General features: G+C 61.7%; 22 protein-coding genes. 14 read left to right on the forward strand and 8 right to left on the reverse strand.

Annotation, left to right across the window (positions count from 1 at the left end):
- The first annotated feature begins 3 nt into the window (after positions 1-3).
- Positions 4-501 (forward strand): LEA type 2 family protein, encoded by a 498-nt coding sequence (locus CH92_RS18990; protein ID WP_025243339.1) that lies wholly within the window; start codon positions 4-6, stop codon positions 499-501.
- A gap of 67 nt (positions 502-568) precedes the next feature.
- Here CH92_RS18990 and treF read toward each other — a convergent pair whose 3' ends face one another.
- Both treF and CH92_RS19000 read right to left on the reverse strand, forming a co-directional pair.
- Positions 569-2,179 carry an alpha,alpha-trehalase TreF gene (treF, locus tag CH92_RS18995; protein WP_025243340.1) on the reverse strand — a complete coding sequence of 537 codons (1,611 nt, stop codon included), beginning with the start codon at positions 2,177-2,179 and terminating at the stop codon, positions 569-571.
- Entirely contained in the window at positions 2,176-2,943 is a 768-nt protein-coding gene (locus CH92_RS19000; RefSeq protein WP_025243341.1) for an SDR family NAD(P)-dependent oxidoreductase, read from the reverse strand. The genes treF and CH92_RS19000 overlap by 4 nt, the downstream gene beginning before the upstream one ends.
- A 195-nt stretch (positions 2,944-3,138) precedes the next feature.
- Here CH92_RS19000 and rarD point away from each other — a divergent pair, with 195 nt between their 5' ends.
- A complete protein-coding gene (gene rarD, locus CH92_RS19005) occupies positions 3,139-4,032 on the forward strand; it encodes an EamA family transporter RarD (RefSeq protein ID WP_025243342.1) in 894 nt (297 codons plus the stop codon).
- Positions 4,033-4,044: 12 nt separating this feature from the next.
- On the opposite strand, the gene CH92_RS19010 is transcribed toward rarD, so the two are convergent.
- Positions 4,045-4,563 (reverse strand): glycine cleavage system protein R, encoded by a 519-nt coding sequence (locus tag CH92_RS19010; RefSeq protein ID WP_025243343.1) that lies wholly within the window; start codon positions 4,561-4,563, stop codon positions 4,045-4,047.
- A 262-nt stretch (positions 4,564-4,825) separates the two neighbouring features.
- On the opposite strand from CH92_RS19010, the gene CH92_RS19015 reads away from it, so the two are divergent.
- The 11 genes from CH92_RS19015 (at position 4,826) to CH92_RS19065 (ending at position 18,793) form a co-directional block, all read left to right on the forward strand.
- Positions 4,826-7,006 (forward strand): malate synthase G, encoded by a 2,181-nt coding sequence (locus CH92_RS19015; protein ID WP_025243344.1) that lies wholly within the window; start codon positions 4,826-4,828, stop codon positions 7,004-7,006.
- Between the two features lie 199 nt (positions 7,007-7,205).
- Positions 7,206-8,828: a methyl-accepting chemotaxis protein gene (locus CH92_RS19020; protein WP_025243345.1), complete on the forward strand. Its 1,623-nt coding sequence runs from the start codon at positions 7,206-7,208 to the stop codon at positions 8,826-8,828.
- Positions 8,829-8,848: 20 nt separating this feature from the next.
- On the forward strand, positions 8,849-10,030 hold the full coding sequence (locus CH92_RS19025) for a hypothetical protein (RefSeq protein ID WP_025243346.1): 1,182 nt from the start codon (positions 8,849-8,851) through the stop codon (positions 10,028-10,030).
- Positions 10,031-10,041: 11 nt separating this feature from the next.
- A complete protein-coding gene (locus CH92_RS19030) occupies positions 10,042-10,446 on the forward strand; it encodes a hypothetical protein (protein ID WP_025243347.1) in 405 nt (134 codons plus the stop codon).
- 178 nt (positions 10,447-10,624) lie between these two features.
- Positions 10,625-12,559: a putative nucleotidyltransferase substrate binding domain-containing protein gene (locus tag CH92_RS19035; protein ID WP_025243348.1), complete on the forward strand. Its 1,935-nt coding sequence runs from the start codon at positions 10,625-10,627 to the stop codon at positions 12,557-12,559.
- On the forward strand, positions 12,556-13,257 hold the full coding sequence (locus CH92_RS19040) for a 3'-5' exonuclease (RefSeq protein WP_025243349.1): 702 nt from the start codon (positions 12,556-12,558) through the stop codon (positions 13,255-13,257). The genes CH92_RS19035 and CH92_RS19040 overlap by 4 nt, the downstream gene beginning before the upstream one ends.
- Positions 13,258-13,392: 135 nt before the next feature.
- The gene (locus CH92_RS19045) at positions 13,393-13,911 is read left to right on the forward strand and encodes an RNA polymerase sigma factor (RefSeq protein WP_025243350.1); all 519 of its coding nucleotides are present in this window, start codon (positions 13,393-13,395) and stop codon (positions 13,909-13,911) included.
- Positions 13,908-14,894 (forward strand): FecR domain-containing protein, encoded by a 987-nt coding sequence (locus tag CH92_RS19050; RefSeq protein ID WP_038623176.1) that lies wholly within the window; start codon positions 13,908-13,910, stop codon positions 14,892-14,894. The genes CH92_RS19045 and CH92_RS19050 overlap by 4 nt, the downstream gene beginning before the upstream one ends.
- A gap of 130 nt (positions 14,895-15,024) precedes the next feature.
- Positions 15,025-17,451 carry a TonB-dependent receptor gene (locus CH92_RS19055; RefSeq protein WP_025243352.1) on the forward strand — a complete coding sequence of 809 codons (2,427 nt, stop codon included), beginning with the start codon at positions 15,025-15,027 and terminating at the stop codon, positions 17,449-17,451.
- Positions 17,451-18,575, forward strand: coding sequence for a PepSY-associated TM helix domain-containing protein (locus CH92_RS19060; RefSeq protein ID WP_025243353.1), 1,125 nt, complete (start codon positions 17,451-17,453; stop codon positions 18,573-18,575). Before CH92_RS19055 ends, CH92_RS19060 begins: the two co-directional genes overlap by 1 nt.
- Entirely contained in the window at positions 18,572-18,793 is a 222-nt protein-coding gene (locus CH92_RS19065) for a hypothetical protein (RefSeq protein WP_025243354.1), read from the forward strand. The genes CH92_RS19060 and CH92_RS19065 overlap by 4 nt, the downstream gene beginning before the upstream one ends.
- Before the next feature lie 107 nt (positions 18,794-18,900).
- On the opposite strand, the gene CH92_RS19070 is transcribed toward CH92_RS19065, so the two are convergent.
- From CH92_RS19070 to CH92_RS19085, 4 genes are all read right to left on the reverse strand, one after another.
- On the reverse strand, positions 18,901-19,422 hold the full coding sequence (locus CH92_RS19070) for a hypothetical protein (RefSeq protein WP_025243355.1): 522 nt from the start codon (positions 19,420-19,422) through the stop codon (positions 18,901-18,903).
- 92 nt (positions 19,423-19,514) lie between these two features.
- Positions 19,515-21,284, reverse strand: coding sequence for a sodium:solute symporter family protein (locus tag CH92_RS19075; protein ID WP_025243356.1), 1,770 nt, complete (start codon positions 21,282-21,284; stop codon positions 19,515-19,517).
- A 6-nt stretch (positions 21,285-21,290) separates the two neighbouring features.
- Entirely contained in the window at positions 21,291-21,554 is a 264-nt protein-coding gene (locus tag CH92_RS19080) for a DUF4212 domain-containing protein (protein ID WP_025243357.1), read from the reverse strand.
- Between the two features lie 762 nt (positions 21,555-22,316).
- Positions 22,317-22,835, reverse strand: a complete 519-nt coding sequence (locus CH92_RS19085; protein WP_025243358.1) for an ATP-dependent zinc protease — start codon at positions 22,833-22,835, stop codon at positions 22,317-22,319.
- A 124-nt stretch (positions 22,836-22,959) separates the two neighbouring features.
- Here CH92_RS19085 and dbpA point away from each other — a divergent pair, with 124 nt between their 5' ends.
- Positions 22,960-24,339, forward strand: coding sequence for an ATP-dependent RNA helicase DbpA (gene dbpA, locus CH92_RS19090; RefSeq protein WP_025243359.1), 1,380 nt, complete (start codon positions 22,960-22,962; stop codon positions 24,337-24,339).
- Positions 24,340-24,593: 254 nt separating this feature from the next.
- Here the strand turns inward: dbpA and CH92_RS19095 are convergent, their stop codons facing one another.
- A complete protein-coding gene (locus CH92_RS19095) occupies positions 24,594-26,072 on the reverse strand; it encodes a PhoX family protein (protein WP_025243360.1) in 1,479 nt (492 codons plus the stop codon).
- Positions 26,073-26,091 lie beyond the last annotated feature (19 nt).

Consider the following 26,091-nt stretch of genomic DNA (forward strand, 5'->3'; position numbering starts at 1 on the left):
CGCATGCGCCCAGTAGTACCCGTTGCACCTCTGCTATCGGTCGTCCTGCTCATATTGAGCCTGGCCGGCTGCGCCGTTTTCAGTCAGCGCGACCCGCTCAATGTCCAGGTTGCCGGTATCCAGCCCTTGCCCGGCGAAGGCCTGGAGCTGCGCATGGACGTCAAGCTGCGTATTCAGAATCCCAACGACATGGCGCTCGACTACAACGGCGTAGCGCTCGACCTGGAAGTCAATGGCCGGCGTCTGGCCAGCGGCGTCAGTAACGCGAGCGGCAGCGTGCCGCGCTTCGGCGAAACGGTGCTGAGCGTACCGGTGACAATTTCCGCTTTCTCGGCAGCGCGCCAGGCGTTGGGGCTGGCCGAGAACATCGGCATGGACGAAGTGCCCTACGTGCTGCGGGGTAAGCTGGCCGGCGGCCTGTTCGGCACCCAGCGCTTCGTCGAGAAAGGCAGCCTGGACCTCAACGGCATCCTGACCGGCCCCTACCGCCGCAATCCATAAGGGCATCCATCGACCGGCCATGCAGTAGCCAGCATGTCGGAAGTATCTGGCCGGGCGCCGCCCAGAATTAATCCACTGCCCAATCCGCCCGGCATCGACCGGCCCGGCAGCGGTGGGCCTCGTGGTTCGGGTCGTCCTGCATCAGCTTGCGGGTCACGCCATTGGTCCAGCCGAAACCGTCCTGCAAAGGGTATTCACCACCACAGGCATGCTCGGCGCTGGGCCGCAACACATACTTCTCCACCAGCTTGCTGTCGCGCTCGAACAGCAGCGAGACGACACTCAGCCACCGCTCCTCGATCTGCAGCGCCAGCGCCTTGTGACCGTAGTGCTGCAACCCGCGAATGCCCATCCATTGCAGCGGCGCCCAGCCGTTGGGACGGTCCCACTGCTCACCGCTGCCGGCAATGTCGGTGGTCGACAGCCCGCCAGGCGCCAGGAGCCGTTCACGGACGATGTCGGCCACCCGCCCCGCCTGCTCGTCACTGGCCAGCCGCAGGAACAGCGGCGTCAGAGTAGCGGCGGTAAGGTTGGTGCGCGGCTGTTGCAGCGTCCAGTCGTAGTCGAAATAGGCGCCGTCCCGATCGTTCCACAGATACAGGTTGATCGCCGTCAGGCGCGCATTGGCGCGCTGGCGGAACGCTTCGGCACACTCATGCCGGCCTTTCTGATCACTGAGACGGGCAATCTGACATTCGACCTTGTGCAGAAAGCTGTTCAGGTCCACCGGAATGATGTTGGTGGTGCGAATGCTCGACAGGCGCTGTGGGTCGCCCAGCCAGCGCGAGCTGAAATCCCAGCCCGACTCGGCACCGGCGCGCAGGTCGCGATAGACCTCGTGCGCCGGCCGGCTCGATGAGCGCGCGGTTTCCACGTCTTCGAGATAGGACTCCTCGCGGGGGGTGTCGCGTTCGTCCCAGTATCGGTTGAGCACGCTGCCGTCGGGCAGGCAAACACAGCGCCGATGGGCCTCACCGGGGCGCAAGTGTTCGCTGCCCTCGGTCCAGAAGGCGTATTCCTTACGCAGTTGCGGCAGGTAATCGCTGGCGCGATGCACACCGGTGTCCTCGAAAAGATCAATCATCAGCGCGAAAACCGGCGGCTGCGAGCGGCTCAGGTAATAGGACCGATTGCCGTTGGGCACATGGCCGTAGGTGTCGATCAGGTAGGCGAAGTTGTCGGCCATCGACCGCAGCAGTTCGCAATGCCCGCTCTCGTCCAGGCCAAGCATGGTGAAGTAGGAATCCCAGTAGTACATCTCGGTGAAACGACCGCCCGGCACGACGTAATCGTGCGGCAAGGGCAACAGTGACGAAAATTCCGGGTGCTGCCGCGGCCGACGGGTCAGCACCGGCCAGAGCCGGTCGATGTGCTCGGCCAGGCTGTCGTCGGGGTTGGCCACGAACTCCGTTGGCGCTATTTCGTAGACCTCGAAATGTTCCAGCACGAAGGCTTTCAGGTCGAAACCGGGCTCGTCGCTACGAGCCCGATAGCGGTCTAGAATCCGCTCCGGATGCTGGCGTGGCGCGCAGTCGACAAAGGTCTTGCTGTCAGGAAATACACGCTGCGTTTGCACCGCCACGAACAATTCCTGATAACGGTCCGCGGGTGTCAGGGTATCGGCATCAGAAACCGCATGAGTGTCGTAATCGAAAGGGCTCAGATCGGTGTCGGTCATTGCTCGGTGTAACTCCACAGCAGTCCGCCATCAACCACCAGTGTAGTACCGGTGATGTAATCGGCCTCGTCCGAGGCAAGAAAGGCCACGGCACCGGCCACGTCGCGTGGCTGGCCGAGGCGGCCGGCGGGAATGTTGTTCAGCAGGCCGGCCAGCTTCTCCGGCTGGTTCATCAGGGCTCGGTTGATCGGCGTCTCGATCGCACCCGGCGCGACGTTATTGACGGTGATCCCCAGCGGCGCCAGCTCGATCGCCAGGTTGCGCATGAGCATCTTCAGCCCGCCCTTGCTGAGGCAGTAGCCGGTGAAGTTTGGAAACGGCAGCTCCTCGTGCACCGAGCTGTTGTTGATGATCCGCCCGCCCCGGCCGGTGTCGCGTAGATGCCGCGCGAACGCCTGAGCGAGAAAAAACGGCCCGCGCAGATTGACGTTGAGCACCAGGTCGTAATCGCCTTCGCCCGCATCGAGAAAGGGGCTGTGCCGCTGCACCCCAGCGTTGTTGACCAGAATATCGAGACGGCCCATCTGCTCGATCGCCTGCGCCACCAGCCGCTGGCACTCGGCGACCACCCCGACATCGGTCGCAATGAAACAGGCATGGCGACCCAGCGCGCGAACCTGCTCGAGAGTTTCCCGGGATTCGTCGTCATCGTGCCGGCCATTGATGACCAGATCGGCCCCCTCCTCGGCCAGGCGCACGGCGATGCCACGGCCGATGCCCTGGGAGCTTCCGGTGACCAGCGCGACCTTGTTCTGCAGTTTCATCGAATACCTCGTGTGGCTGTCGGGTCGCCGCAGCGACCCACTTGGTCGTCATCTTGAGACGGGCTGTCGCCGGCCGCGTTCAACCGGCCTGCAGGCGACGCGCTCACGACAGTGCAGAACAGCCACAACGGCAGACAAATCCCTTCGCACAGGCGCAAAATAGCCGGCTCTCCGCTGCTGCGTTCCGGGACATCCATGGCCACTGCCGATCTGCGTAAAGGGTATCTGCTGGGTCTGACGACCTTCTCCATCTGGGGCCTGTTCCCGCTCTACTTCAAGTCCATCGAACAGTATGCGGCGCTGGAAATCGTCACTCAGCGTGCCATCTGGTCGGCCTTGTTCGGCACGCTGGTACTCATGTTGTGGCGCCATCCGGGCTGGTGGCAGGACCTGCTTGCACATCCCCGGCGGATTGGCGTGCTGATGATTTCCAGCGTGCTGATCGCATCCAACTGGCTGATCTACGTCTGGGCGGTGAACCACAACCACATGCTCGAAGCGAGCCTGGGCTACTACATCAACCCGCTGGTCAATGTGCTGCTCGGGTTGATCGTGCTGCGCGAACGGTTGCGTCCGCTGCAATGGCTGGCCGTGGCGATGGCGGCGGTTGGGGTGGCGCTGCAGCTGATCACGCTCGGCGATTTTCCCTGGATATCCATCGCCCTGGCGCTGAGCTTCGGTAGCTATGGCTTGCTGCGCAAGCAAGCGCCGGTGGCGGCGCTGCCGGGCCTGGTGGTGGAAACCTGGCTGCTGTTGCCGATCGCCCTGGGCTGGCTGTTGTTTTTCGGCAGCGGACCAAGCACCGAGTGGTCGTTCTGGACCGAGCCGGGAGCGCTCTGGCTGGTTGCGGCCGGGCCGGTGACGCTGTTGCCGCTGCTGTGCTTCAACGCCGCCGCGCGCCACCTGCCCTATTCGACGCTGGGGTTCCTGCAGTACATCACGCCGACCCTGCTGTTGGTGCTGGCGGTGTGGGTGTTCAACGAGCCCTTCCCCGCTGACCGCCAGCTCGCCTTCATCTGGATTTGGGCAGGCCTGGCGGTGTACAGCTATGACGCCTGGCGGCTGATGCGCAAGGGGCCCGTGGCCTGAGGGCGGGAATGCTCACTCGGCCGGCTGCAGCTTCAGCTCCACCATCAACTCATCGGCCAGGGTTTCCAGGTGCTGCTGGAGCTCATCGAGGGACAGTTCGACCGGCACCGCCAGGCGCGCATCTGCATGAAACAGCAGCTCGTTGGTCATTGGCGCGGGCAGAACATCGGTGTTCAGGCTTTCCACATTGATGCCGTGCCCCGCCAGCAGACGGGTGATGTCACGCACGATACCTGCACGGTCGTTGCCCACCAGCCGCAGCTGGATCATCTGCCAGCTGCGTTCGGGTAGCTCGCCGCTACGGGCGAATACCACGCGAATCCCCTGACGCTCCAGTTGCTGCAACGCGTCGGTCAGCCCGGCCTGAGCGTCCTTCGGTACCGCGACCCGCAAAATCCCGGCGAACTGGCCAGCCATGCGCGACATGCGACTGTCCAGCCAGTTGCCGCCATGCTCGGCGATGCACTTGGCCACGCGCTCGACCAGCCCAGGCTGATCTTCGGCAATGACGGTTAGGACGAGATGATCCATCGGTGACTCCTCAATAGTGTGTACGCCGGCCGGAGCTGATCGTGCGCATGATGACGTTATGGACCGTACCAGCGGCATCCGGCTCCATAGGTATAGAACAAACTGCCGGCCCATCGTACTCAATGGCCTATCGACTTGCGGGCCTCGGCCGCGCCAATCGCAGCGGACTGATTTTCCGACCGGCTTCATGTAGTATCCGCCGACCCGGACTACAAGACCCCTATCGTCCGTGTCGGATAGAAAGAACCAAGTGAGGCGAGAGATGACTGAGCGCGTTGAAGTCGGTGGCCTGCAGGTCGCCAAAGTCCTGTACGACTTCGTGAACAACGAAGCGATTCCTGGTACTGGCGTTGATGCCGATGCCTTCTGGGCCGGCGCTTCCAGCGTCATCCACGACCTGGCGCCGAAGAACCGCGAGCTGCTGGCCAAACGTGACGACCTGCAGGCGCAGATCGATGCCTGGCACCAGGCCCGTGCCGGTCAGGCCCACGATGCAGTGGCCTACAAAGCCTTCCTGCAGGACATCGGTTACCTGCTACCGGAAGCCGAAGACTTCCAGGCCACTACACAGAACGTCGACGAAGAAATCGCCCGCATGGCCGGCCCGCAGCTGGTGGTGCCGATCATGAATGCGCGCTTCGCCCTGAACGCCGCCAATGCTCGCTGGGGTTCCCTGTACGACGCGCTTTACGGCACCGACGCCATCTCTGAAGACGATGGCGCGAGCAAAGGCCCGGGCTACAACGAAGTCCGCGGCAACAAGGTCATCGCCTACGCGCGCGCCTTTCTCGATCAAGCCGCTCCGCTGGAAACCGGCTCGCACGCCAACTCCACCAGCTACCGCATCGAAGGCGGCAAACTGGTCGTCGCGCTGAAAGACGGGACCAGCACCGGCCTGCAGACGCCCGCCCAGCTGCGCGGCTTCCAGGGTGACGCCCACGCACCAATTGCCGTGCTGCTCAAGCACAACGGCATCCACTTCGAAATCCAGATCGATCCGTCCAGCCCCATCGGCCAGACCGATGCGGCCGGCGTCAAAGACGTGCTGATGGAATCGGCGCTCACCACCATCATGGACTGCGAAGACTCCATTGCTGCGGTCGATGCCGACGACAAGACAGTTGTCTACCGCAACTGGCTCGGCCTGATGAAGGGCGATTTGGTCGAGGAGCTGGACAAGGGCGGCAAGCGGATCACCCGCGCCATGAACCCGGACCGCGTCTACACCCAGGCCGACGGCAGCGGTGAATTGACCCTACATGGCCGCTCGCTGCTGTTCATCCGCAACGTCGGTCACCTGATGACCAACGACGCCATCCTCGACAAGGATGGTAACGAAGTGCCGGAAGGCATCATGGACGGCCTGTTCACCGGCCTGGCCGCGATGCACAACCTCAAGGGCAACACCACCCGCGCCAACAGCCGCACAGGTTCGATGTACATCGTCAAACCAAAGATGCATGGCCCGGAAGAAGTCGCCTTCGCCACCGAACTGTTCGGCCGCGTCGAAGACGTGCTCGGCCTGCCGCGCAATACCTTGAAAGTCGGCATCATGGACGAGGAGCGCCGCACCACGGTCAACCTCAAGGCCTGCATCAAGGAAGCGCGCGAGCGCGTGGTGTTCATCAACACCGGCTTCCTCGACCGTACCGGCGACGAGATCCACACCTCCATGGAAGCCGGCCCGGTCGTTCGCAAGGCGGCGATGAAGGCCGAGAAGTGGATCGGCTCCTACGAGAACAACAACGTCGACGTCGGCCTGGCGTGCGGCCTGCAGGGCAAGGCGCAGATCGGCAAAGGCATGTGGGCCATGCCCGACCTGATGGCGAGCATGCTCGAGCAGAAGATCGGCCATCCCATGGCCGGCGCCAACACCGCGTGGGTCCCCTCGCCCACCGCCGCGACGCTGCACGCCATGCACTACCACAAGGTCGACGTGTTCGCCCGTCAGGCCGAACTGGCCAAGCGCGAAAAAGCTTCGGTCGACGACATCCTCACCATTCCGCTGGCACCAAGCACCAACTGGAGCGAAGAAGACAAGCGCAACGAGCTGGACAACAACGCTCAGGGTATCCTCGGCTACGTGGTCCGCTGGATCGACGCCGGCGTCGGTTGCTCGAAGGTGCCGGACATTAATGACATCGCACTGATGGAAGACCGCGCCACCCTGCGTATTTCCAGCCAGCACATGGCCAACTGGCTGCGTCATGGTGTAGTGACAAAGGATCAGGTAGTCGAAAGCCTCAAGCGCATGGCGCCGGTTGTGGATCGCCAAAACGCGGGTGACCCGACCTACCGCCCGTTGGCCCCAGACTTCGATAACAATGTCGCCTTCCAAGCCGCGCTGGAGCTGGTGCTAGAAGGTACCAAGCAGCCCAACGGCTACACCGAGCCGGTGCTGCACCGCCGCCGTCGCGAGTTCAAGGCCAAGAACGGCCTGTAAGCCGAAGACCAGCCGCAAATCGACCGCCCTACGGGGCGGTTTTTTTATGTCTGAATTCCGCTGAGCGACGTTCAAGTTCGGCATTCGCCAACCGATAACGTGACCGCCTTGGCAAATCCAGTCACACTTTATCCGACAGGTGGCACTGCGCCATCAATCACCATCTCGTAGTATCCGCCGCCCGCCGTGGAGTCGATGCATGTTCAAGAATTTCTCGCTGACCGCAAAGCTGTCACTGGTCCCCGCCGTCGCGCTGCTCGGGCTCGTTTTGTACGTCGGCTACACCTCGCTACAGCTGTCGGCAACCGACTCGCGGCTGGTGACGCTGGAAACACAGAGCTATCCGACACTCGAAAAAGCCGATGCGGTGATCTTCCAGTTCTCGCGTATTCCCGGCCTGCTGAACAACGCCGTAGCCGCGGGCGAGCCAGGCATCCTTGACGAAGCCCGGGAAGTGCTTGGCGAGATCGATAGGCAGCAACAGGCGCTCGCCACCCTGTTGGTCAGCCAGCCGCAACGGCGACAGGCGCTCGACAACTGGCGCAATGCGGTTACGGCCTATGCGGATAACGCGCTTGGCGCATCGACGAAACTGATCAGCGGCAGCGCTTCGTTCGACGACCTGCGCCCGAGCCTCGATCGCATGGCAAGTGACCTGGCCCAAGCGCAGAAGCAGGCCACTGATTTTCGTGCGGGCGCCTATGCCGACTTCCAACAGACCCTTGCCGAGACCCGCGAAGCGAACGAAAGCACCACTCGCCTGGGCATCATCTTGTCCCTCGTACTCATCGTGGTGGTCAGCCTCGGTGCCTGGCTGGTGATTCGCAGCGTGATGGCCAACGTGCGCGGCGTGATCGCCTCCCTGCAGTCCATTGCCCGTGGCGATGGCGACCTGACGCAGCGCGTGAATGTTAAGTCCAATGATGAAATCGGCGCGATGATCGAGCTGTTCAATGGTTTTCTCGACAAGCTACAGCACACCATTCGCCAGATCATCGAGGCCGCCAGCCCTCTCGGCCAGGTGTCGAAGGAGCTGTACAACCTGACCCAGGGCTCGGAAGAAAACGCCAAGTCGCAGCAGCATCACACCGACTCGATCACCCGCGACATCCTCACCATGACCGGCAGCATTCAGGAAGTAGCGCAGCGCTCGCAACAGGCTTCCGATGAGGCCAACTCCGCTGCCCGACAAGCCGCCACTGCGCGCGAGCACGTCGGCAGCCTGTCCAGTGGGATCAGCGATCTGGGCAACAGCGTGATGAGCGCCGTGAAGGCCATGGAACAGCTGGAAGAAGAAACCCAGGAAGTCGGCTCGGTGCTCACGGTGATCCGCAGCATCGCCGAACAGACCAACCTGCTCGCCCTCAACGCCGCCATCGAAGCCGCCCGCGCCGGCGAACAGGGCCGTGGCTTTGCCGTGGTCGCCGATGAGGTGCGCAACCTGGCGCAGAAGACCGCCGCCTCCACCGCCGAGATCCAGCAGATCATCCAGCGCCTGCAAAGCAGCGCCAACACCGTGCTCAATGTCATGAACAGCAATGGCGAGAAATCACGCGCCAGCATCGAGCGCTCGGTCGAAGCGACCCAGCTGCTCGAGACCATCGCCCGCACCGTCAACCAGATCGACGAACTCAACGCCGGCATCGCCCAGTTCACTCAGGAGCAGATCGGCCTGTCGAGTTCCATTCAACAAGAAACCCAAGTGTTGCAGCAGGACGCGCAAGCAACCGCAAACGGCGCCGAAGCCACCGCCCGGCTGGGCGAGCAACTGGTCAGCACGGGCGATCACCTGCGTGCGGCCACGGCCCAATTCCGCGTTTAAATTGCTTTAGGAGCATCCTGATGACCGCAGTACGTGTTATCGGCCTGGCAGCCGCCTGCCTGGCAACCACCCCAGCCTTTGCCCTTGAACAGGGCGAGCATCGCTTCAACGGTTTCGGCACCGTCGGATTCACCCATCTGGGTGGTGAAGACGAAGGCCGCAGCTATGGCGTGCAAGGTCAGACCAACGATTCCTGGCGCGGCGACCAGTTGTCCAAGTTCGGCGCACAGCTGAGCTATGGCGTCACCGACACCGTCGGCGTGACCGTTCAGGCCACCGCCAAGGCGCAGCAGGATGAATGGAAAGCCAATCTGGAGTGGGCCTATCTCTCCTGGCAGACCACCGACCAGCTGATGCTCCGCGCCGGCCGCCTGCGCAGCCCGGTCTACATGTATTCCGAAAGCCTCGATGTCGGCTACAGCTATCCTTGGCTGCGCCTGCCCGATGAGGTCTACAGCCAGGTCCAGGTGACCAACTACGAAGGCGTCGATGCGGTCTACACCGTGCCGCTGTCCTACGGCTCGGTGACTTTCCAGGTGGCTGGCGGTCAGGCGAAGAACCGTGACTACTACGCCTACGACGAGCAGTTCGATATCGACTACGGCAAGCTGTTCGGCGCCAGCGTAAGCCTGGCGACCAACGATTTCGGCACGCTGCGCATCGGTTACGTCGAAGCGGATATCAAGACCGATATCGTTGGGAACGTGGTTAGCATTCTGCCGCAGCCTTTTGGTCCGGGCGTGGGCGTCGCCGAGCAGCGCTCGCTGCTGGCCCTTGACAAAGAGAAAGGCAAGTTCACCTCCATCGGCTACCAGTACGATAACGGCACCTGGATCAGCAGCAACGAGTGGACTTCGCGCATGATCGAGAATGACGGTATGGCATCCATCGACTCCTTCTACCTGATGGGTGGCCGTCGCTTTGGTGATTTCCTGCCACACGTGACTTACGCGCAGTTGGACGACAATGGCGGCCGTCAGAGCTCTTGGACGCTTGGCCTCAATTACCAGGCTGCCCCGACCGTAGTGGTTAAAGGCGAGTACAAGCGCGTCGATACCCAAAATGGCTATGACGGCGTCTTTACCCGCAATGCTCAAGAACTCTACGAAAACGAGGTTTTCGATCGCACCGGTTTGGCTGGCGCCCCGGCCCGCAACTACGACGGCGATATCGTTTCCGTCGGCGTCGATTTCGTATTCTGAGGAGCGTCCAGATGAAAGTATTCCTTCGCATCCTCGGCAGCGCAGCACTGCTGGGCATGATCTCCATGGCCCAAGCCGAAGTTGCCGTAATCGTCAATCCAGGCGCGACCAAGGCGCCCTCGCAGTCCGAGGTCGCCAACATCTTCCTGGGCAAAGACAAGTCCATGAAAGGCGTCGACCTCAAGGACTGGACGCCGGCCAAGGAGAGCTTCTACTCCGCGGTTACCAGCAAGAATGAATCGCAGCTGAAGTCGTACTGGTCGGGCCTGGTGTTCACCGGCAAGGGCCAGCCGATGTCCAGTGTCGCTGACGACGCGGCGATGATTGCCAAGGTTGCCGCCGAAGCAGACACCATCGGCTACGTTGACAGCGCCGCGGTCACCGATTCGGTCAAGGTACTGTTTACCCTGCCGTGATCTGACGTCGCTTTGAAAAAACCGCCTTCCAGGCGGTTTTTTTTTGCAAATATCCGGCATCCCTGGGCGAAACAACTGATGCCCGTCCGCCCGGCCGCGCTGGCCGCGACTAGACTTACGTCCAATGTGCCCATCCGGCCCCGCAGCCCACCATTGGCCGCAAAATTGGAAGCGAACCATGAGCAAAGCCGATGCTTTCGCCGAGGCAGGCAAGACTGCCGTCTTGCAGAACATCCACGGGACCATGGAATTTCTGCGTAAGTACCCGCCGTTCAATCAGATGGAGCCGGGGCATCTCGCCTATCTGGTCGAGAATTGCCAGCTGCGGTTCTACAGTGAAGGTGACTGCATCATTTCGCCAGACGATGGCGTGGTCGAGCACTTCTACATCATCAAGCAGGGCCGCGTGCATGGTCAGCGTCCGCACACCAGCAAGCGCGGCACCGACACCACCTTCGAAGTGATCGTCGGCGAATGCTTCCCGATGGCGGCATTGATGGGCGAGCGCGCCACCCGTACTGGACATTTCGCCGCGGAAGACACCTTCTGCTTTCTACTGAACAAACCGGCGTTCATCAAACTGGTGTCCAAGTCCGCCGCGTTCCGCGATTTCGCCATGCGTGGAGTAAGTAGCCTGCTCGACCTGGTTAACCAGCAGGCACAGATGCGCGCGGTGGAAAGCCTCGGCGCGCAGTATTCGCTGGATACCCGTATCGGCGAGCTGGCGTTGCACCATCCAGTCTCCTGTCTGCCGGCCATGCCGTTACCCGAAGCGGTTGGCCTGATGAACGACAGTAATGTCGGCAGCATCGTGATCACCGATGAAGCCATGCGCCCGCAAGGCATCTTTACCTTGCGCGACCTCCGGCGCGTGATCGCCACCGGCACCACAGAGCTATCGGCGCCTATCTCTCGATTCATGACGCCAGACCCCTTCCATCTGCCGCCGGACGCCAGCGCATTCGATGCGGCGATCGCCATGACCGAACGACATATTGCCCACGTCTGTATCGTCGAAAACGGGCTGCTGTGCGGCGTCATTTCCGAACGCGATCTGTTCTCGCTGCAGCGCGTCGATCTGGTGCATCTCGCACAGGCGATATCTCACGCCGACAGCGTCGAGACGCTGGTGATCATCCGCAGCCGTATCCTGCAACTGGTCGACAACATGCTGGCGCACGGCGCCTCCTCGACGCAGATCACTCATATCATCACCTTGCTCAACGACCATACCGTCTGCCGGGTGATCGAGCTGGCGATCGAAGCGCTCGGTGACCCGGAGATTCCGTTTACCTGGCTGTGCTTCGGCAGCGAAGGCCGCCGGGAACAGACGCTTCATACCGATCAGGACAACGGCATCCTGTTCGAGGCCGCCGATGGCGCCGAAGCCGCGCATATCCGCGGGCGCCTGCTGCCGCTCGCCGAGCGTATCAACCAGGACCTGGACACCTGCGGCTTCACCCTGTGCAAGGGCAACATCATGGCCAGCAATCCTCAGCTGTGCCTCTCAAGGCAGGAGTGGCAGCGCCGCTTCAGCTCGTTTATTCGAGAGTCGACGCCGGAAAACCTGCTCAGCAGCACCATCTATTTCGATCTGCGGGCCGTCTGGGGACCGTGTGACGGTTACGAGCAGTTGCGTCACGATTTGCTCGAGGAGATCGGAGAGAACCGTCTGTTCCAGCGCATGCTCGCCGACAATGCCTTGCGCCATCGTCCACCGGTGGGCCGCTTCCGCGATTTCGTGGTGACCCGCAAGGGCGAGGGCAAACCGACCCTGGACCTCAAGGTGCAAGGCCTGACGCCCTTCGTCGACGGTGCACGCCTGCTCGCACTGGGTCACGGCATCGCCACCTGCAATACCCTCGATCGGCTGCGCCAGTTGGTCGAAAAAGACGTTATCGACGAAAAGGATGGCGCGGCCTATGAAGAGGCCTACCATTTCATTCAGCAGACGCGCATGCAGCAGCACCAGCAGCAGGCTCGCGACGGACAGCCCTACTCCAACCGGCTCGACCCGGATAGCCTCAATCATTTGGATCGACGTATCCTGCGCGAATCCTTCCGCCAGGCCCAGCGCCTGCAAAGCAGTCTGGCTCTGCGCTATCAGTTATGAATATGCCCTGGTTCAAACGACGCGGACCCGTCCTCGGACTGGAGCAACTGCAACGATGCGAGCGGCTGCCCGAACCGGCGGCGCTCGGCACCTGTCCGCTTCGAGAACAGCGTCTGGTGGTGCTGGATGTTGAAACCAGTGGCCTGGACATGCGCCGCGACATCGTCCTGTCCATCGGCGCGGTGGTAATCGAGGACGGCGCCATCGACCTGGGCGATCAGTTTCAGTCAACCCTGCTGCGGCCGGCGCAGAAGATCAGCGAAAGCGTGTTGATCCATGGCATCGCCCCTAGCGAACTGGAGGCCGGTGACGATCCGGTCGAGGCGCTGCTGGATTTCATGGAGTTCGTAGGCGACAGCCCGATCCTGGCCTACCACGCCATATTCGACCAGCGCATGCTGGCCCGTGCGCTGAGGCAGACGCTTGGCTACAAGCTGCGCCATCCCTTCATCGACGTGGCCGAAATCGCGCCGATGCTCTGTCCCGACAACCGTCCGCGGCACAATGGCCTGAACGAGTGGTGCAGCCATTTCGGGCTGCAGGTGCTGCAGCGCCATCACGCCAGCGCCGATGCACTGGCCACCGCCGAGCTGGCATTGATCCTTTTCAGCAAGGCGCACAGGCAGGGCGCGGACAGTCTTGTGGCGTTGAACCAGCGCCTGGCCAACTGGCGACAGCGCCAGCACGCGCGCCTGTGATGTAAACGGCAAACACCGATAGCTCCAGTGCGCATCGCCGCCGCGAGCCGACAATCTGTCGTTGCAGCAATGGCGGCAACTTGCGATCATGCGAATAGTTCTCGTTAGCGGCCAATCCGGCCTTGGAGCTTCGCCTTGTCGGCTGGTGAGTCGCCCAACCAACTCTTCGTGGATTCGCTGTATCGCGATCATCGCGACTGGCTGCTCAGTTGGCTGCGGCGCTATCAGGCCTGTCCGCACCGCGCCGAGGACTTGAGCCAGGACACCTTTCTGCGCTTGCTCAAACGCAATGATCTGCTCGGCGTGCGCGAACCGCGCGCGTTACTGGCGACCATCGCGCGCGGCCTGCTGATCGATCATTTCCGTCGCAGCGCACTGGAACGTGCGTATCTCGATGAGCTGGCGCTTCAGCCGGAAGACACACAGCCCAGCGCCGAAGAGCAACTTCAAGTCATCGAAGCCCTGCGTCAGGTGAACACCCTGCTTGGCCAGCTCTCGGCGAATGCGCGTGCGGCCTTCTTCTACAACCGCCTGGACGGTATGACGCACGGCGAGATCGCTCAGCGTCTCGGCGTTTCGGTCCCTCGCGTGCGGCAATATCTGGCTCAGGCGCTGCGCCAGTGCTACATCGCGGTTTACGGCGAGCCCACATGAACATCGACCGCCAACCGGTATCGAGCCGTGTCCTCGATGAAGCCATCGCCTGGCAACTGCGCCTCGGTGACGAAACGGCTGGCCCCCACGTCAACGCCGAACTCCAGCGCTGGCTGAGCGATAACGCCGAGCATGCCAAAGCCTGGGCACAACTGGGCGGCATCGACCAGCAACTGGGCAGCATCAATTCGCCCAGCGCGCGGCATGCGCTGCAAGTCAGCGCGACGTCCAAGCGACGGCGCACCACCGGTCGCGCCTTTCTCGGTCTGGTCTTGCTCGGCACGGTGGGGGTAGGACTGACACTCCAGTCACAGCCTTTGCCGGTGTGGCTGGCCGATGAGCGCACCGGCAGCGGCGAGCAGCAAAGTCTTACGCTGGCCGACCACAGCCATATCCAGCTGAACAGTCGCAGCGCGCTGGATATCCGCTTCGACGAACATCAGCGCCGGCTGCTGCTTCATCAGGGTGAAATCTTGATCGAAACCGCCTCAGGCAACGATCCGCGACCCTTTATCGTGGAAACCGAGCAGGGCGACCTGCGCGCCCTGGGTACACGTTTCATCGTTCGTCGCGAAAGGGACGCCACCCGCCTGATCGTGCTCCGCTCGGCTGTCGCCGCACTCCCGGGCGGTCTTCAGGCAGGCCGAACCCTGCAAGCGGGCGAGCAGGTGGTGATGTACCGCGACCATCTTGGCGACAGCCAGCAAGCGCCCATTGCGGCGGACGCCTGGAGCCGCGGCATGCTGGTCGTCGAGGATCTGCCATTGAGTGAACTGCTGGCGAAACTGGGCGAGTATCGCCACGGCTATCTCGGCCTCGACCCGAGTCTCGAATCCCTGCGTATCAGTGGCAGCTTTCCCTTGCATGACACCGACCGCGCGTTGGCCGCCCTGCCACCCAGCCTACCGGTACGGATCGAACGGCATACCGATTGGTGGGTAAAGGTGGTGCCGACCGAGTCGGTCGCCCATCCCGGCGAATGATTGCAACACCTCTGCCCAGAAGGTGGTAGCCAGGTGATTCAAAAATATTTTCCTTGGCCTCTATCACTTTTCGATTCTGCTTCGGCTTGATGGATACTGAGACATATTCCTATTCGGGAGTTATTCACAAATGCAGCCGTTTGCTCTTTTCCGCCCTAGTCTTCTCGCCGTTGCCATTGCCATCGCGCCCTTGCCTTTGCTGGCACAGAGCCCCAACGCCGCGACGGTCAATGACGAGGTTCGCGAATACGCTTTGCCGGCCGGACCACTCGGCTCGACACTCAATCGCATCGCCGCGGAAGCGGGGTTGGTACTCAGCATTGATCCCGCACTGACCCGCAATCGCATGGCCGAGCCGGTAAATGGCCGCTTCGATGGCCAGGGTGCCCTGTCGCGAGCCCTGCGCGGCACCGGGCTCGAACTTCGTCAGAGTGCTTCGGGCAGCTTCAGCTTGCAGCAGGCAGCAACCGATGCGATGGCACTGCCGGATGTCACCGTGACGGCAACCGAGGCGCTGGCCGACGGCGGCGAAGAAAGCGGCTATCGCGCCAGCGCCGTGCGAAATGTCGGCGCGCTGGGTGGAATGGAACTTCAGGATGCTCCCTATTCGGTGACGGTGATTTCCTCGGAACTGATGGACAACATCCAGGCCACCTCTAGCGACGACATCTTCAAGCTCAGTCCGACCACGCAGTTCACCTCCCCGACCAGCGCCGGCTACGCCAGCGCGGTGGCTATTCGCGGCTTCAGCGGCGTCGGCAACCTGAGCATCGCCAATGATGGCCTGCGCTTCAGCAACGGCTACGATGGCGGCAACTTCATCGAAGAGATGGAGCGGCTGGAGATCCTCAGCGGTCTGTCCGGCTTCCTCTATGGTCCGGCCAGCCCCGGCGGACTGGTCAATTACGTGCTCAAACGCCCTACTGCCGAGCGTTATAACAGCGTGACCTATGGCACCCCCGGCGGTGACAACCAGTACCTGCATGGCGACTTCGGCGGGCCGATCGACAGCGAAGGTCGCTTCGCCTACCGCGTCAACCTGCTCGCCCAAGATGGTGAAACCGCCATCGACGGACAGGTCGAACGCCGCCACATGGCCAGCGTCGCGCTGGACTGGAACGTCAGCGACGACCTGCTCATCCAGTTCGACGCCTCGCACAAGCAGAGCGAGACGCGCGGCCTGACCAGCTACTGGTACTTCGCCGATCAAGCATTCCGGCCAGATGCAGACGAATTGGAGAACGACGAGCTCTATAGCCAGCGCTGGACCTACAACGACAGCCGCCACGACCGCGTCGGCAGCCGCTTCCAGTGGCGCCTGAGCGACGTGTTCAGCCTGCGCGGCGCGCTCGGTTACAGCCAGTACACGACCGAATACGCCTATACGGGGCCAACCGTGAATTCGGCCGGCGTGTACGGCCAGCCGCTCTACGCTTTCGCCCCAGTGGAAACCGAAGAGACCTCGGGCAACCTGTTCGTCGACGCGGCTTTCGACACCGTGGGCATCGGCCATGAGATGACCTTCGGTTACCAGGGCAACATAGCCCGGGTTCGCTACAACACGGATTACATTCCTTATCCGGGTCCGCAATATGTGTCGGTCACGCCCGAAGTACCCTTCGGCGAGCAGCCGCAGGCCGCCAAACCGGCCTACGACCTTGGCGACGGCGACTACCATCTGGCCAGCCGCAGCCAGTCCGACAGCGTGCTGATCGGCGACGTCATCACCTTCAACGAGCAGTGGTCGACGATCCTTGGCGTGACGCACTCACGCATCAAAACCTTTAGCGACAACTTCGTCTGGGTCGAAGCGTTCGGCTCCGCCCCGGAGATTGAGGGCTATAGCGAAACTAAAACCTCGCCCAACGTCTCGCTCGTCTACAAGCCGGTCGAGTGGCTGACGACGTACGTGACCTACATCGAAGGTCTGCAGACGGGTGGCGTGGCGCCGAGCGGCACGAACAATGCCGGCCAGGCGCTGGCGCCGATCGTCAGCGAACAGTATGAAATCGGCGCGAAAGCCGAGCTCGGCGGTGCGCTATACACCGTTGCGCTGTTCGACATCGAGAAGCCCAACACCTACACCAACGCCGCCAACGTTTTTGTCCAGGACGGCATGCAGAACAACAAGGGCCTGGAGTTCAGCGTAACCGGCAACGTTACCCCAGCGCTGACGCTGGTGGGCGGCGTCACCCTGCTCGATCCGGTCGTAGAAGGCGCGGCGAATGCTGCCAACGACGGCAACCGCCCGGTCGACGTGGCACGACACTTGGCCAAGCTGTACGGTGAATACGCGATCTTTGGCGTACCCGGGCTGACGCTCACCGGTGGCGCCTTTTACACCGGCAAGCAATACACCGACGAGGCCAACGACAATACCATCCCCTCGTTCACCACTTTCGATGTGGGCGGGCGCTATCGCATGGCCTTGGCGGATGAGCGCGCCCTCACTCTGCGCGCCAACCTGAGCAACCTGACCGACGAGGAATACTGGCTGAGCAGCCATTACATTGGGGCACCCCGCACGCTCAAGCTGTCGGCGCAGCTGGAATTCTGATGCGGGCCACTACCATCCGCCGCTGGTCCTTCGTTCATACCTGGACCAGCCTGATCTGCACCCTGTTCCTGCTGATGCTCGCCATCACCGGGTTGCCGCTGATTTTTCACCATGAACTGGAACATCTGCTCGGAGATGCGCCGGAGCTGCGGCAGATGCCCGCCGAGACGCCACATCTGGATCTGCAGCAGCTGGTCAGTGCGGCCGAGCGGCATCGGCCGAACGAAGTGGTGCAATACCTAGGCTGGGAAGATGACGAACCCGCTGGCGTATTCGCGATTACTGCCGCTACGGCGGGCACCGAGCCGAATTCGTCCTACACCTTCATGCTCGATGCGCGCACTGGTGAAGCCCTGGAGATGCCCGCCGCCAATGGAGGGCTGATGATGTTCTTCCTGCGCATGCACGTCGACATGTTCGCCGGGTTGCCGGGCAAGCTTCTGCTGGCGTTCATGGGCATCCTGTTCGTCGTGGCGATCATCTCGGGCGTGGTCCTGTACGCGCCCTTTATGCGGCGTCTGGAATTCGCCCAGGTGCGCCATGATCGCTCCAGCCGGACGCGCTGGCTCGATCTGCACAACCTGATCGGGGTCGTCACGCTCAGCTGGGCGCTGGTGGTGGGCATCACCGGCGTCATCAGCGCGTGCGCCGATCTGCTGATCGAGGCCTGGCGTGCTGAGTCGCTGACGACGATGCTCGAACCCTACCAAGACGCTCCACCACTGACGAGGCGAGCTCCTGCCACTGATCTACTGGAGATCGCCACACAGGCTGCACCGGGTATGCAGCCGGACTTCATCGCCTTCCCCGGCACGCGCTTTTCCAGCGAGCACCACTATTCGGTATTCATGAACGGCAGCAGCCATCTGACCTCACATTTGTTCACGCCGGTACTGATCGATGCGCAAACGCTGGAGGTCACTGCGGTCGGAGACCGCCCGTGGTACATGGACGCGCTGGGGCTGTCCCAACCCCTGCACTTCGGCGACTACGGCGGCCGGCCAATGCAGATTCTCTGGGCCATCCTCGACATACTGACGATCATCGTGCTCGGCAGCGGGCTCTACCTGTGGTGGGTTCGGCGCCGTGGTACCCAGACGGTGGCGCGTGAGGTAACGACATGAGCTGGCGCAAGGCGACGTTCAGGCTACCGGCCGTGATCGCCCTGCTTGGGCTTTCCGGTCTTTTCGCGGCATTGCTGGGCGATGGCTGGTGGGATGCGCTCGCCTGGGTCGGCCTGGGTCTTCCCGCGCTACTGGGTATATGGCCGCTGATCTGCCCCAGAAGGGTCACGACCGATAGCGCGCACGCCCAACGACCCTCAGGCAAATCAATGAGCTGATGCGCCGACCATATTCGGAGAGGCTCGGCTAGCCGGTGCGCACTATGTGCAAGCGCGCGCCGCTACCGGTCCGCCCGGATCGATAATGCTCGATTGTTAACCGCAACCTATGATTGGCCAGCCAGGCAAACGGTCTGGTAAAGCGGCGAATCGACATCCAGCTTGGTCATGGTTTCGAACTTGGCCTGCCCTGCCTCATTTAGCCGGAACATTGTTCTCTCGTTGCAGAGCAACTGATAAGGACCGCTCGTCACTGTGGACATCAGATGCTGCTTCTTGAAGCGATAGAGAACGAAACGAGCAACGCGCCCCTGACTGGTCTCTTCGACCTGGGCATTGGCGCCATCCAGAACCGTATAGCCCAAGGGCATCGGAAACATCATGGTCCAGGGCCGCCACAGCATCTCGCCCTCCTCACTCGCAACCACCACAGCTCCTTCTGGCAGTCGTGCTTGCTTGGTCTCGAACCAGGTGTACTCGTAGTGAATGGTATAGCCGAGCATACCCAGGCCGGCGAAAGCCGGGATGATCCACTTCGGCAATCTCTTGCGAGACAGGTTGCGCAGTAACAGTGCGATGCCTGCGCCCGCCAATGCGGCGACGACTGCAGCGATTAGATGCCAGAACATGTACAGCTTCCTTAAAAAAATCGGGCTTCCAAATGGAAGCCCGACTTGTGCCTCAACCGCGGGTCAGATCCATGATCTGATCGCTGGTTGCATTAGTGATCAAGTGCAGCGCCAGCACCCTTCGGGGTACGAACGCTTTCGACCAGATCCTGAATCGCCTGCGGCGGTGCCTCAGTAGCCATCGATACCGCGTAGGCAACTGCGAAGTTGATGATCGCACCTACTGCGCCAAAGGACAGCGGAGAGATGCCCAGCATCCAGTTGTCAGGCGTATTGGCGAAGGACGCCGTGCCCGGGATGAAGAACCAGCCAAGGTACAGGAAGATGTAGACCAGTGTGCTCACCAGACCTACCACCATGCCTGCTACCGCGCCTTTGCTGTTCACGCGCTTGGAGAAGATACCCATCATCAGCGCCGGGAACAGAGAAGCAGCGGCAATACCGAACGCCAGTGCCACCACCTGTGCCGCGAAGCCCGGTGGATTCAACCCCAGCCAGGTTGCCAAAACAATCGCACAACCCATGGAAATCCGCGCCGCAAGCATTTCGCCTTTTTCGCTGATCTTCGGATTGATGATGTTCTTGATCAGGTCGTGACTGATTGCCGAGGAGATCGCCAGCAACAGACCCGCTGCCGTCGAGAGCGCAGCGGCGATACCACCGGCAGCGATCAAGCCAATGACCCAGCCTGGCAGGTTAGCGATTTCCGGGTTGGCCAGAACAATGATGTCATTGTTGACGGTCAGCTCACTGCCATTCCAGCCACGCTCTTTCGCGGTCGGCGCGAAATCGGCGTTGGTATCGTTATAAAGCTGGATACGACCATCGCTGTTCTTGTCGGCCCACGAGATCAGACCTGTCTCTTCCCACGTCTTCATCCAGTCCGGACGCTCTTCGAAGCGAATCGCTTCGGCTTGCGGGCCTTCTGGGTAGATGGTGTCCAGCAGATTCAGGCGAGCCATGGCGCCCACGGCAGGAGCCGTCAGATACAGCAGCGCAATGAAGACCAGAGTCCAACCGGCAGACCAACGCGCATCAGCCACACGCGGAACGGTGAAGAAACGAATGATGACGTGCGGCAGACCCGCCGTACCGATCATCAGCGACAGGGTGAACAGCACCATGTTCAGCTTGTTGTCGACGTCAGCGGTGAATGCCTGGAAGCCGAGGTCACGCACGACCTGATCCAGCTTGGTCAGCAACGGCACGCCAGACTCGACGTGATCCCCGAACAGACCGAACGCAGGAATAGGGTTGCCCGTCAGTTGCATGGCGATGAACACTGCCGGAATGGTGTAGGCAATGATCAGTACGACGTACTGGGCCACCTGGGTGTAGGTGATGCCCTTCATGCCGCCAAATACCGCGTAGCAGAACACGACGCCTGCCGCGATCCAGATACCGGTGCTGTTGCTCACTTCGAGGAAGCGAGAGAAGGCCACACCGGCGCCCGACATCTGACCGATCACGTAGGTGACGCAGATGAGGATCAGGCAGATGACCGCCACCAGTCGTGCACCACGGCTGTAGAAGCGGTCACCGATGAAGTCCGGTACGGTGAACTTGCCGAACTTGCGCAGGTACGGAGCCAGCAGCATCGCCAGCAGGACGTAACCACCGGTCCAGCCCATCAGATAGGTCGATGTGGCGTAACCACCAGAAGCGATGATACCCGCCATGGAGATGAAGGAAGCCGCGGACATCCAGTCTGCCGCAGTCGCCATCCCGTTGGTCACGGGATGAACACCACCACCGGCGACGTAGAATTCCTTGGTCGATCCAGCGCGAGCCCAATATGCAATACCGAAGTACAGCATGAAGGACGCGCCCACAAATAGCATGTTGATCCAAAATTGACTCATGGCGGGTTACTCCTCAACACCAAATTCTTGATCCAGTTTGTTCATCCGCCACGCATAGAAGAAGATGATCGCCAGGAACGTCAGAATGGAGCCTTGAGTTGCAAACCAGAAGCCCAGGTCCGATCCCCCAACCGGGATACCTGCCAGCAATGGACGCAAGATGATGGCGAAGCCATAAGAAACGAGAGCCCATACCACCAGGCTTATTGTTATCAGGCGAACATTCGCCTTCCAGTACGCTGCAGCATTGTTTTTGTCGTCGTCGGCCATGACGTTCTCCGTCTTATTGTTATTACGGGTAAAGGAAACCACAGCGTGAATCTAGCAAGGAAGCATCACGGAAAGAAAGCCCCGACTTTAGTCTGACGGACGCCTGTATGCCCGTCTTTTAGCCGTCTCCGGACGTTCTTCGGGATGAAATCAGTTGGCAACGAGCAGCTACTGAGCCGTGATGTCGGGGCGCGTTGTGCAATCGGCGAACGTGACGGAGACGGCACCGACAAATAGCCCTCAAAAATGAACGGCTATTTTCGAAACCATGCGAGTCGCAGTCCACCGATACAACCAACTCATTGCACTTGCTAAACAGAGCAAATCATTGCTCCTTTCCTTCCCGTCGAATCAATCCCGACCACCCGATAAAAGCCAGTGGACGTTTTGTTACTGATATACCCATTAATGTTACGAACATAAAAACAGCAGTTCCCTGCAATATATATAGAAGCTACGCGGGAATTAATTGACTGCTTTCCGAATAAGCTCCCAGTTAGATGAAGTGCGTCGCACATTTCACCTTCACGTCTACATCTTCTTTTGCGTAGTCCGCCACGCTGTACTACCGCTTCTTAATCATTTCAGAAGACCGCCACGCAGGATCAGAAGCAAAGCAGCCCGACTCAGTGGTCGGGCTGCAGATGATGTCTGTGCAGAATTTGAACAGGGGCGGCTGTTAACGCTCACCAGGCAGGCTAAAGCGCAGCTGGCGCCAACCTACCGATCACCCTTGCCTGCTATATATACCGGCAGGTTGGCTCAGCAGGCTGGGCGGCCCGCCGTATACTTCTGCGCCGGATCAATGGCGGCTTCGAGGTCGCGGATCGCGGTGGCGCCGATCAGCAGGGGGTAGCGGAAATGGCTGCGGTCGGTGAGGTTCACTTCGGCGTCATGTAGCTGGTCGCCGATGCACAGCTGCATCTCGACCACCGGCCGCTCGGCGACGTCCGGCCCACGCTCCAGATCGGTATCGTCATCGCTTGCCGCCTCCTCTGCCCGGGTCTTGATCTCGGCAATGCGTGCGAGCGGCCGCTCGTAAAAGGTGTCGCCAGCGCCTTCGACCGCCAGGCGGAAGCGCACCCAGTCCTCGCCTTCACGTTCGAAACGCTCGATGTCCCGAGCCGACAACGAGGCGGTCATCGCGCCGGTGTCCATCTTGGCCTTGAGCGTCTTGCCGAGATCCTCGACCTTGATCTGTTCATAGCGGCCAAAGAGCGTCGGCTCTGCGGCAATGGCGGGAAGGGATAGCGCACTGAGCAGCAACAACAAACGGGACAAAACAGCCTCCTGGGAGTATCCATTGACTTCCTTTGGGACTCGCTTCGGCTGTATCCGTTCCGGCCACGCGACGACCGCACAGGCCTGTTAGACTGCCCGCCACCTCCTCTTGCAGATGACTACCGTGCCCAGTTCAGCCTTCGCCACCCTGCCCCTCAGCCCCGCGACGCTGGCAAACCTCGACGCCCTCGGCTACGCCGAGATGACGCCGATCCAAGCCCAGAGTCTGCCGGTGATGCTCAAGGGTATGGACCTCATCGCACAGGCCAAGACCGGCAGTGGAAAAACGGCCGCCTTCGGCATCGCAGTGCTCGAGCCGCTCAATCCGCGCTATTTCGGCTGCCAAGCGTTGGTGCTCTGCCCGACCCGTGAGTTGGCCGACCAGGTCGCCAAGGAACTGCGCCGGCTGGCGCGCTCGGCCGACAACATCAAGATCCTCACCCTTTGCGGCGGCGTCTCCATCGGCCCGCAGATCGGCTCGCTGGAGCACGGTGCGCATGTCATCGTCGGCACGCCCGGACGCATTCAGGAACACTTGAAAAAGGGCTCTCTGAAACTCGATGGTCTCAACACGCTGGTGCTCGACGAAGCCGACCGCATGCTCGACATGGGTTTTTACGACGCCATTGCCGAAATCATCGGACAGACCCCGAGCAAGCGTCAGACGCTGCTGTTCTCGGCCACCTATCCTTCCGGCATCAAGCAGCTTTCTGCGACTTTCATGCGCGACCCGCAGCAGGTGAAGGCCGAAGCGCTGCACGACGACACCCAGATCGAACAACGCTTCTACGAAATCGATCCGGACGACCGGATGGAAGCCGTGGTGCGCATCCTCGCCAGCTTCCGCCCCGAAACCTGTGTCGCGTTCTGCTTTACCAAGCAACAGTGCCAGGAGCTGGTCGACCAACTCAGCGCCAAGGGCATCTCCGCCATGGCGCTCAATGGCGATCTGGAGCAACGCGACCGCGATCAGGTCCTGGCGATGTTCGCCAATCGCAGCCTGTCGGTACTGGTCGCGACCGACGTCGCCGCCCGTGGCCTGGATATCGATGCGCTGGACATGGTGATCAACGTCGAGCTGGCGCGCGATTCGGAGATCCACATCCACCGTGTCGGGCGTACCGGGCGCGCCGGCAAAAAGGGAATCGCCATCAGCCTGGTCGCGCCTGCCGAAGCACACCGTGCACGCGCCATCGAAGAGCGTCAGAAGGCGCCGCTCAACTGGCAGCCCCTTAGCGAGCTGAAAGCGCAGCCTGGCGGCCCGCTGCAACCGCCGATGGTGACGCTCTGCATTGGCGCGGGCCGCAAGGACAAATTGCGCCCCGGCGATATTCTCGGCGCGCTCACCGGCGATGCAGGCATCCCGGGCACGCAGGTCGGCAAGATCGCGATTTTCGACTTCCAGGCATTCGTTGCGGTCGAGCGAGGTGCAGCCAAACAGGCGCTCAACCGCTTGAATGCCGGAAAGATCAAGGGGCGGTCGTTGAAGGTGAGGCAGCTTTAAGACTGGCTGGAAGCCAAAGCGGGAATTTCGCGCGGGTGCGCGGGTTTTCGTCCGGCTCCATCACCCGACGCCGCTGGCTTTTTGCACCGGCTTCGATGGGTTGCACCCATCCGACGAAGCTGACGTAGGGTGGATCACGCTTCACCGATCCGCCACTCGCGGCCACGGTGTACATAAGACGCGACACCCACCCCACAAGTCCAAGCGCAAGGCTTTACTTCCGGCTTCCTGCCTCAGGCTTCCCGCTGCTTCTCTTACAACGACCCACGCGCCCACGGGCCCCAGATGGCAAAGGTGATGCCTGGGGTCTGGATATTGACGAAGAGGAAATGTCCACTCGGGTCGAAACAGGCGCCGCAGAACTCACGGTTGCGGTAATCGCCACCGGACACCTTCTTGCCGGCGGCCGCGGCCTGTATGTCGTCGAATGCCACATTGTTCTTGGCGAAAATATAGGCCTCACCCGCCGTAGTCAGCCCCAACAGACGTTCGCCGAAGCCGTACACATCCTGCACGCCGCCGCCATCCTCGCAAAGCAACAGGCCGCCGCGCGGGCTGACGGTGATGTTGTCCGGGTTGTTGGCGACCTCGGCATCGGTGGAGGCGAAGATGCAGGTCAGCCGATCGGTCGCCAAGTCGTGCATCCAGACCGCACCGCGGCCATAACCGGCACGCCCCTGGTCGTCGGCACCGGCACTGGTGTCGACGATGAACAGCCTGCCTTCGCTGTACCAGATGCCCTCGCCACGGCTCATGCTCAGACCTCCCGCCTGACGGGCCTGGGCGAAGGGACCGCTGCCCTCCGGCTGCGGATCGAGATCCGGATCCGCTACTTCAACCCACTCCAGTTGGTAGCTGTCGCCCTGCTTCGGCGCGTGCAAGTCGACCAGCGCCCGGTTGCGCACCCGCGCCGCCTGCAGGATACCGCCCACGGCGAGCGAACCCGGTTGCTGGCTGGCATCGGTCGGTATGTAGCGGTAGTAACCGGCCTGGTTGCGCGCATCTTCGGTCAGGTAGACGTAACTGTTGCGTGGGTCGACGGCCACCGCCTCATGGGCGAAGCGGCCCATCTGGATGATTGGCTGACCGGTGGTCAGCGCCGGGTCTGCCGTCACTTCGAAGACATAGCCGTGGGCGCGGCCGCCGACGCTGCGGTAGTCGGCGGTGGTTTCTTCACAGGACAGCCAGGTGCCCCACGGCGAAACGCCGCCAGCACAGTTGGTACGCGTGCCTCCCAGACTGGGCAGGGTGCGTACCGGCTGCTCGATGTCCCGCGACACGTACAGGTTAGTAGTGCCCCCGGCCGGACGCTGGCCGTTGGCGAGCGTGACACCGTCATAGATACCATTGGCTTCGATCAGGCTCCCGGTGCCGACTTCATGGTTGCGCACCAGCACGATTTCCGGACCATTCGGACCGCGACGCACATTGATGACGCCCATGCCGTCGTGAGACGAGGGGACCGGCTGGCCATTTTCCATCAGATCGCCGGTCCAGGAGAAACTCCTGTACTGGAAGCCGTCGGGCAACTGCAGCAACTCCAGGCCGGTACTCAGATCCTTGGTCGGTCGCAGCGGGCCGTAGCTGCTACGGACCACTCCGGCGCCGCGGCCTTGTGCGTTGCGCGCTGCGAAGGCTTGCAACGTACCAAGAAACGGCGTGGTGGCCACCACGGCGGCGATGGCGCTGCCCTTGAGCAGGTTGCGGCGGCTGGCATCATGTTCACGGTTCATGCGGTGTCCTCTTTTATCG

The sequence above is a fragment of the Stutzerimonas stutzeri genome (assembly GCF_000590475.1).
Classification (GTDB): Bacteria; Pseudomonadota; Gammaproteobacteria; order Pseudomonadales; family Pseudomonadaceae; genus Stutzerimonas; species Stutzerimonas stutzeri_D.

Excerpts from the sequence above, each read along its gene's own strand:
- CH92_RS18990 (WP_025243339.1), top strand. The coding sequence starts at position 4 with ATGCGCCCAGTAGTACCCGTTGCACCTCTGCTATCGGTCGTCCTGCTC.
- treF (WP_025243340.1), bottom strand. The coding sequence starts at position 2,179 with ATGACCGACACCGATCTGAGCCCTTTCGATTACGACACTCATGCGGTT.
- CH92_RS19000 (WP_025243341.1), bottom strand. The coding sequence starts at position 2,943 with ATGAAACTGCAGAACAAGGTCGCGCTGGTCACCGGAAGCTCCCAGGGC.
- rarD (WP_025243342.1), top strand. The coding sequence starts at position 3,139 with ATGGCCACTGCCGATCTGCGTAAAGGGTATCTGCTGGGTCTGACGACC.
- CH92_RS19010 (WP_025243343.1), bottom strand. The coding sequence starts at position 4,563 with ATGGATCATCTCGTCCTAACCGTCATTGCCGAAGATCAGCCTGGGCTG.
- CH92_RS19015 (WP_025243344.1), top strand. The coding sequence starts at position 4,826 with ATGACTGAGCGCGTTGAAGTCGGTGGCCTGCAGGTCGCCAAAGTCCTG.
- CH92_RS19020 (WP_025243345.1), top strand. The coding sequence starts at position 7,206 with ATGTTCAAGAATTTCTCGCTGACCGCAAAGCTGTCACTGGTCCCCGCC.
- CH92_RS19025 (WP_025243346.1), top strand. The coding sequence starts at position 8,849 with ATGACCGCAGTACGTGTTATCGGCCTGGCAGCCGCCTGCCTGGCAACC.
- CH92_RS19030 (WP_025243347.1), top strand. The coding sequence starts at position 10,042 with ATGAAAGTATTCCTTCGCATCCTCGGCAGCGCAGCACTGCTGGGCATG.
- CH92_RS19035 (WP_025243348.1), top strand. The coding sequence starts at position 10,625 with ATGAGCAAAGCCGATGCTTTCGCCGAGGCAGGCAAGACTGCCGTCTTG.
- CH92_RS19040 (WP_025243349.1), top strand. The coding sequence starts at position 12,556 with ATGAATATGCCCTGGTTCAAACGACGCGGACCCGTCCTCGGACTGGAG.
- CH92_RS19050 (WP_038623176.1), top strand. The coding sequence starts at position 13,908 with ATGAACATCGACCGCCAACCGGTATCGAGCCGTGTCCTCGATGAAGCC.
- CH92_RS19055 (WP_025243352.1), top strand. The coding sequence starts at position 15,025 with ATGCAGCCGTTTGCTCTTTTCCGCCCTAGTCTTCTCGCCGTTGCCATT.
- CH92_RS19060 (WP_025243353.1), top strand. The coding sequence starts at position 17,451 with ATGCGGGCCACTACCATCCGCCGCTGGTCCTTCGTTCATACCTGGACC.
- CH92_RS19065 (WP_025243354.1), top strand. The coding sequence starts at position 18,572 with ATGAGCTGGCGCAAGGCGACGTTCAGGCTACCGGCCGTGATCGCCCTG.
- CH92_RS19070 (WP_025243355.1), bottom strand. The coding sequence starts at position 19,422 with ATGTTCTGGCATCTAATCGCTGCAGTCGTCGCCGCATTGGCGGGCGCA.
- CH92_RS19075 (WP_025243356.1), bottom strand. The coding sequence starts at position 21,284 with ATGAGTCAATTTTGGATCAACATGCTATTTGTGGGCGCGTCCTTCATG.
- CH92_RS19080 (WP_025243357.1), bottom strand. The coding sequence starts at position 21,554 with ATGGCCGACGACGACAAAAACAATGCTGCAGCGTACTGGAAGGCGAAT.
- CH92_RS19095 (WP_025243360.1), bottom strand. The coding sequence starts at position 26,072 with ATGAACCGTGAACATGATGCCAGCCGCCGCAACCTGCTCAAGGGCAGC.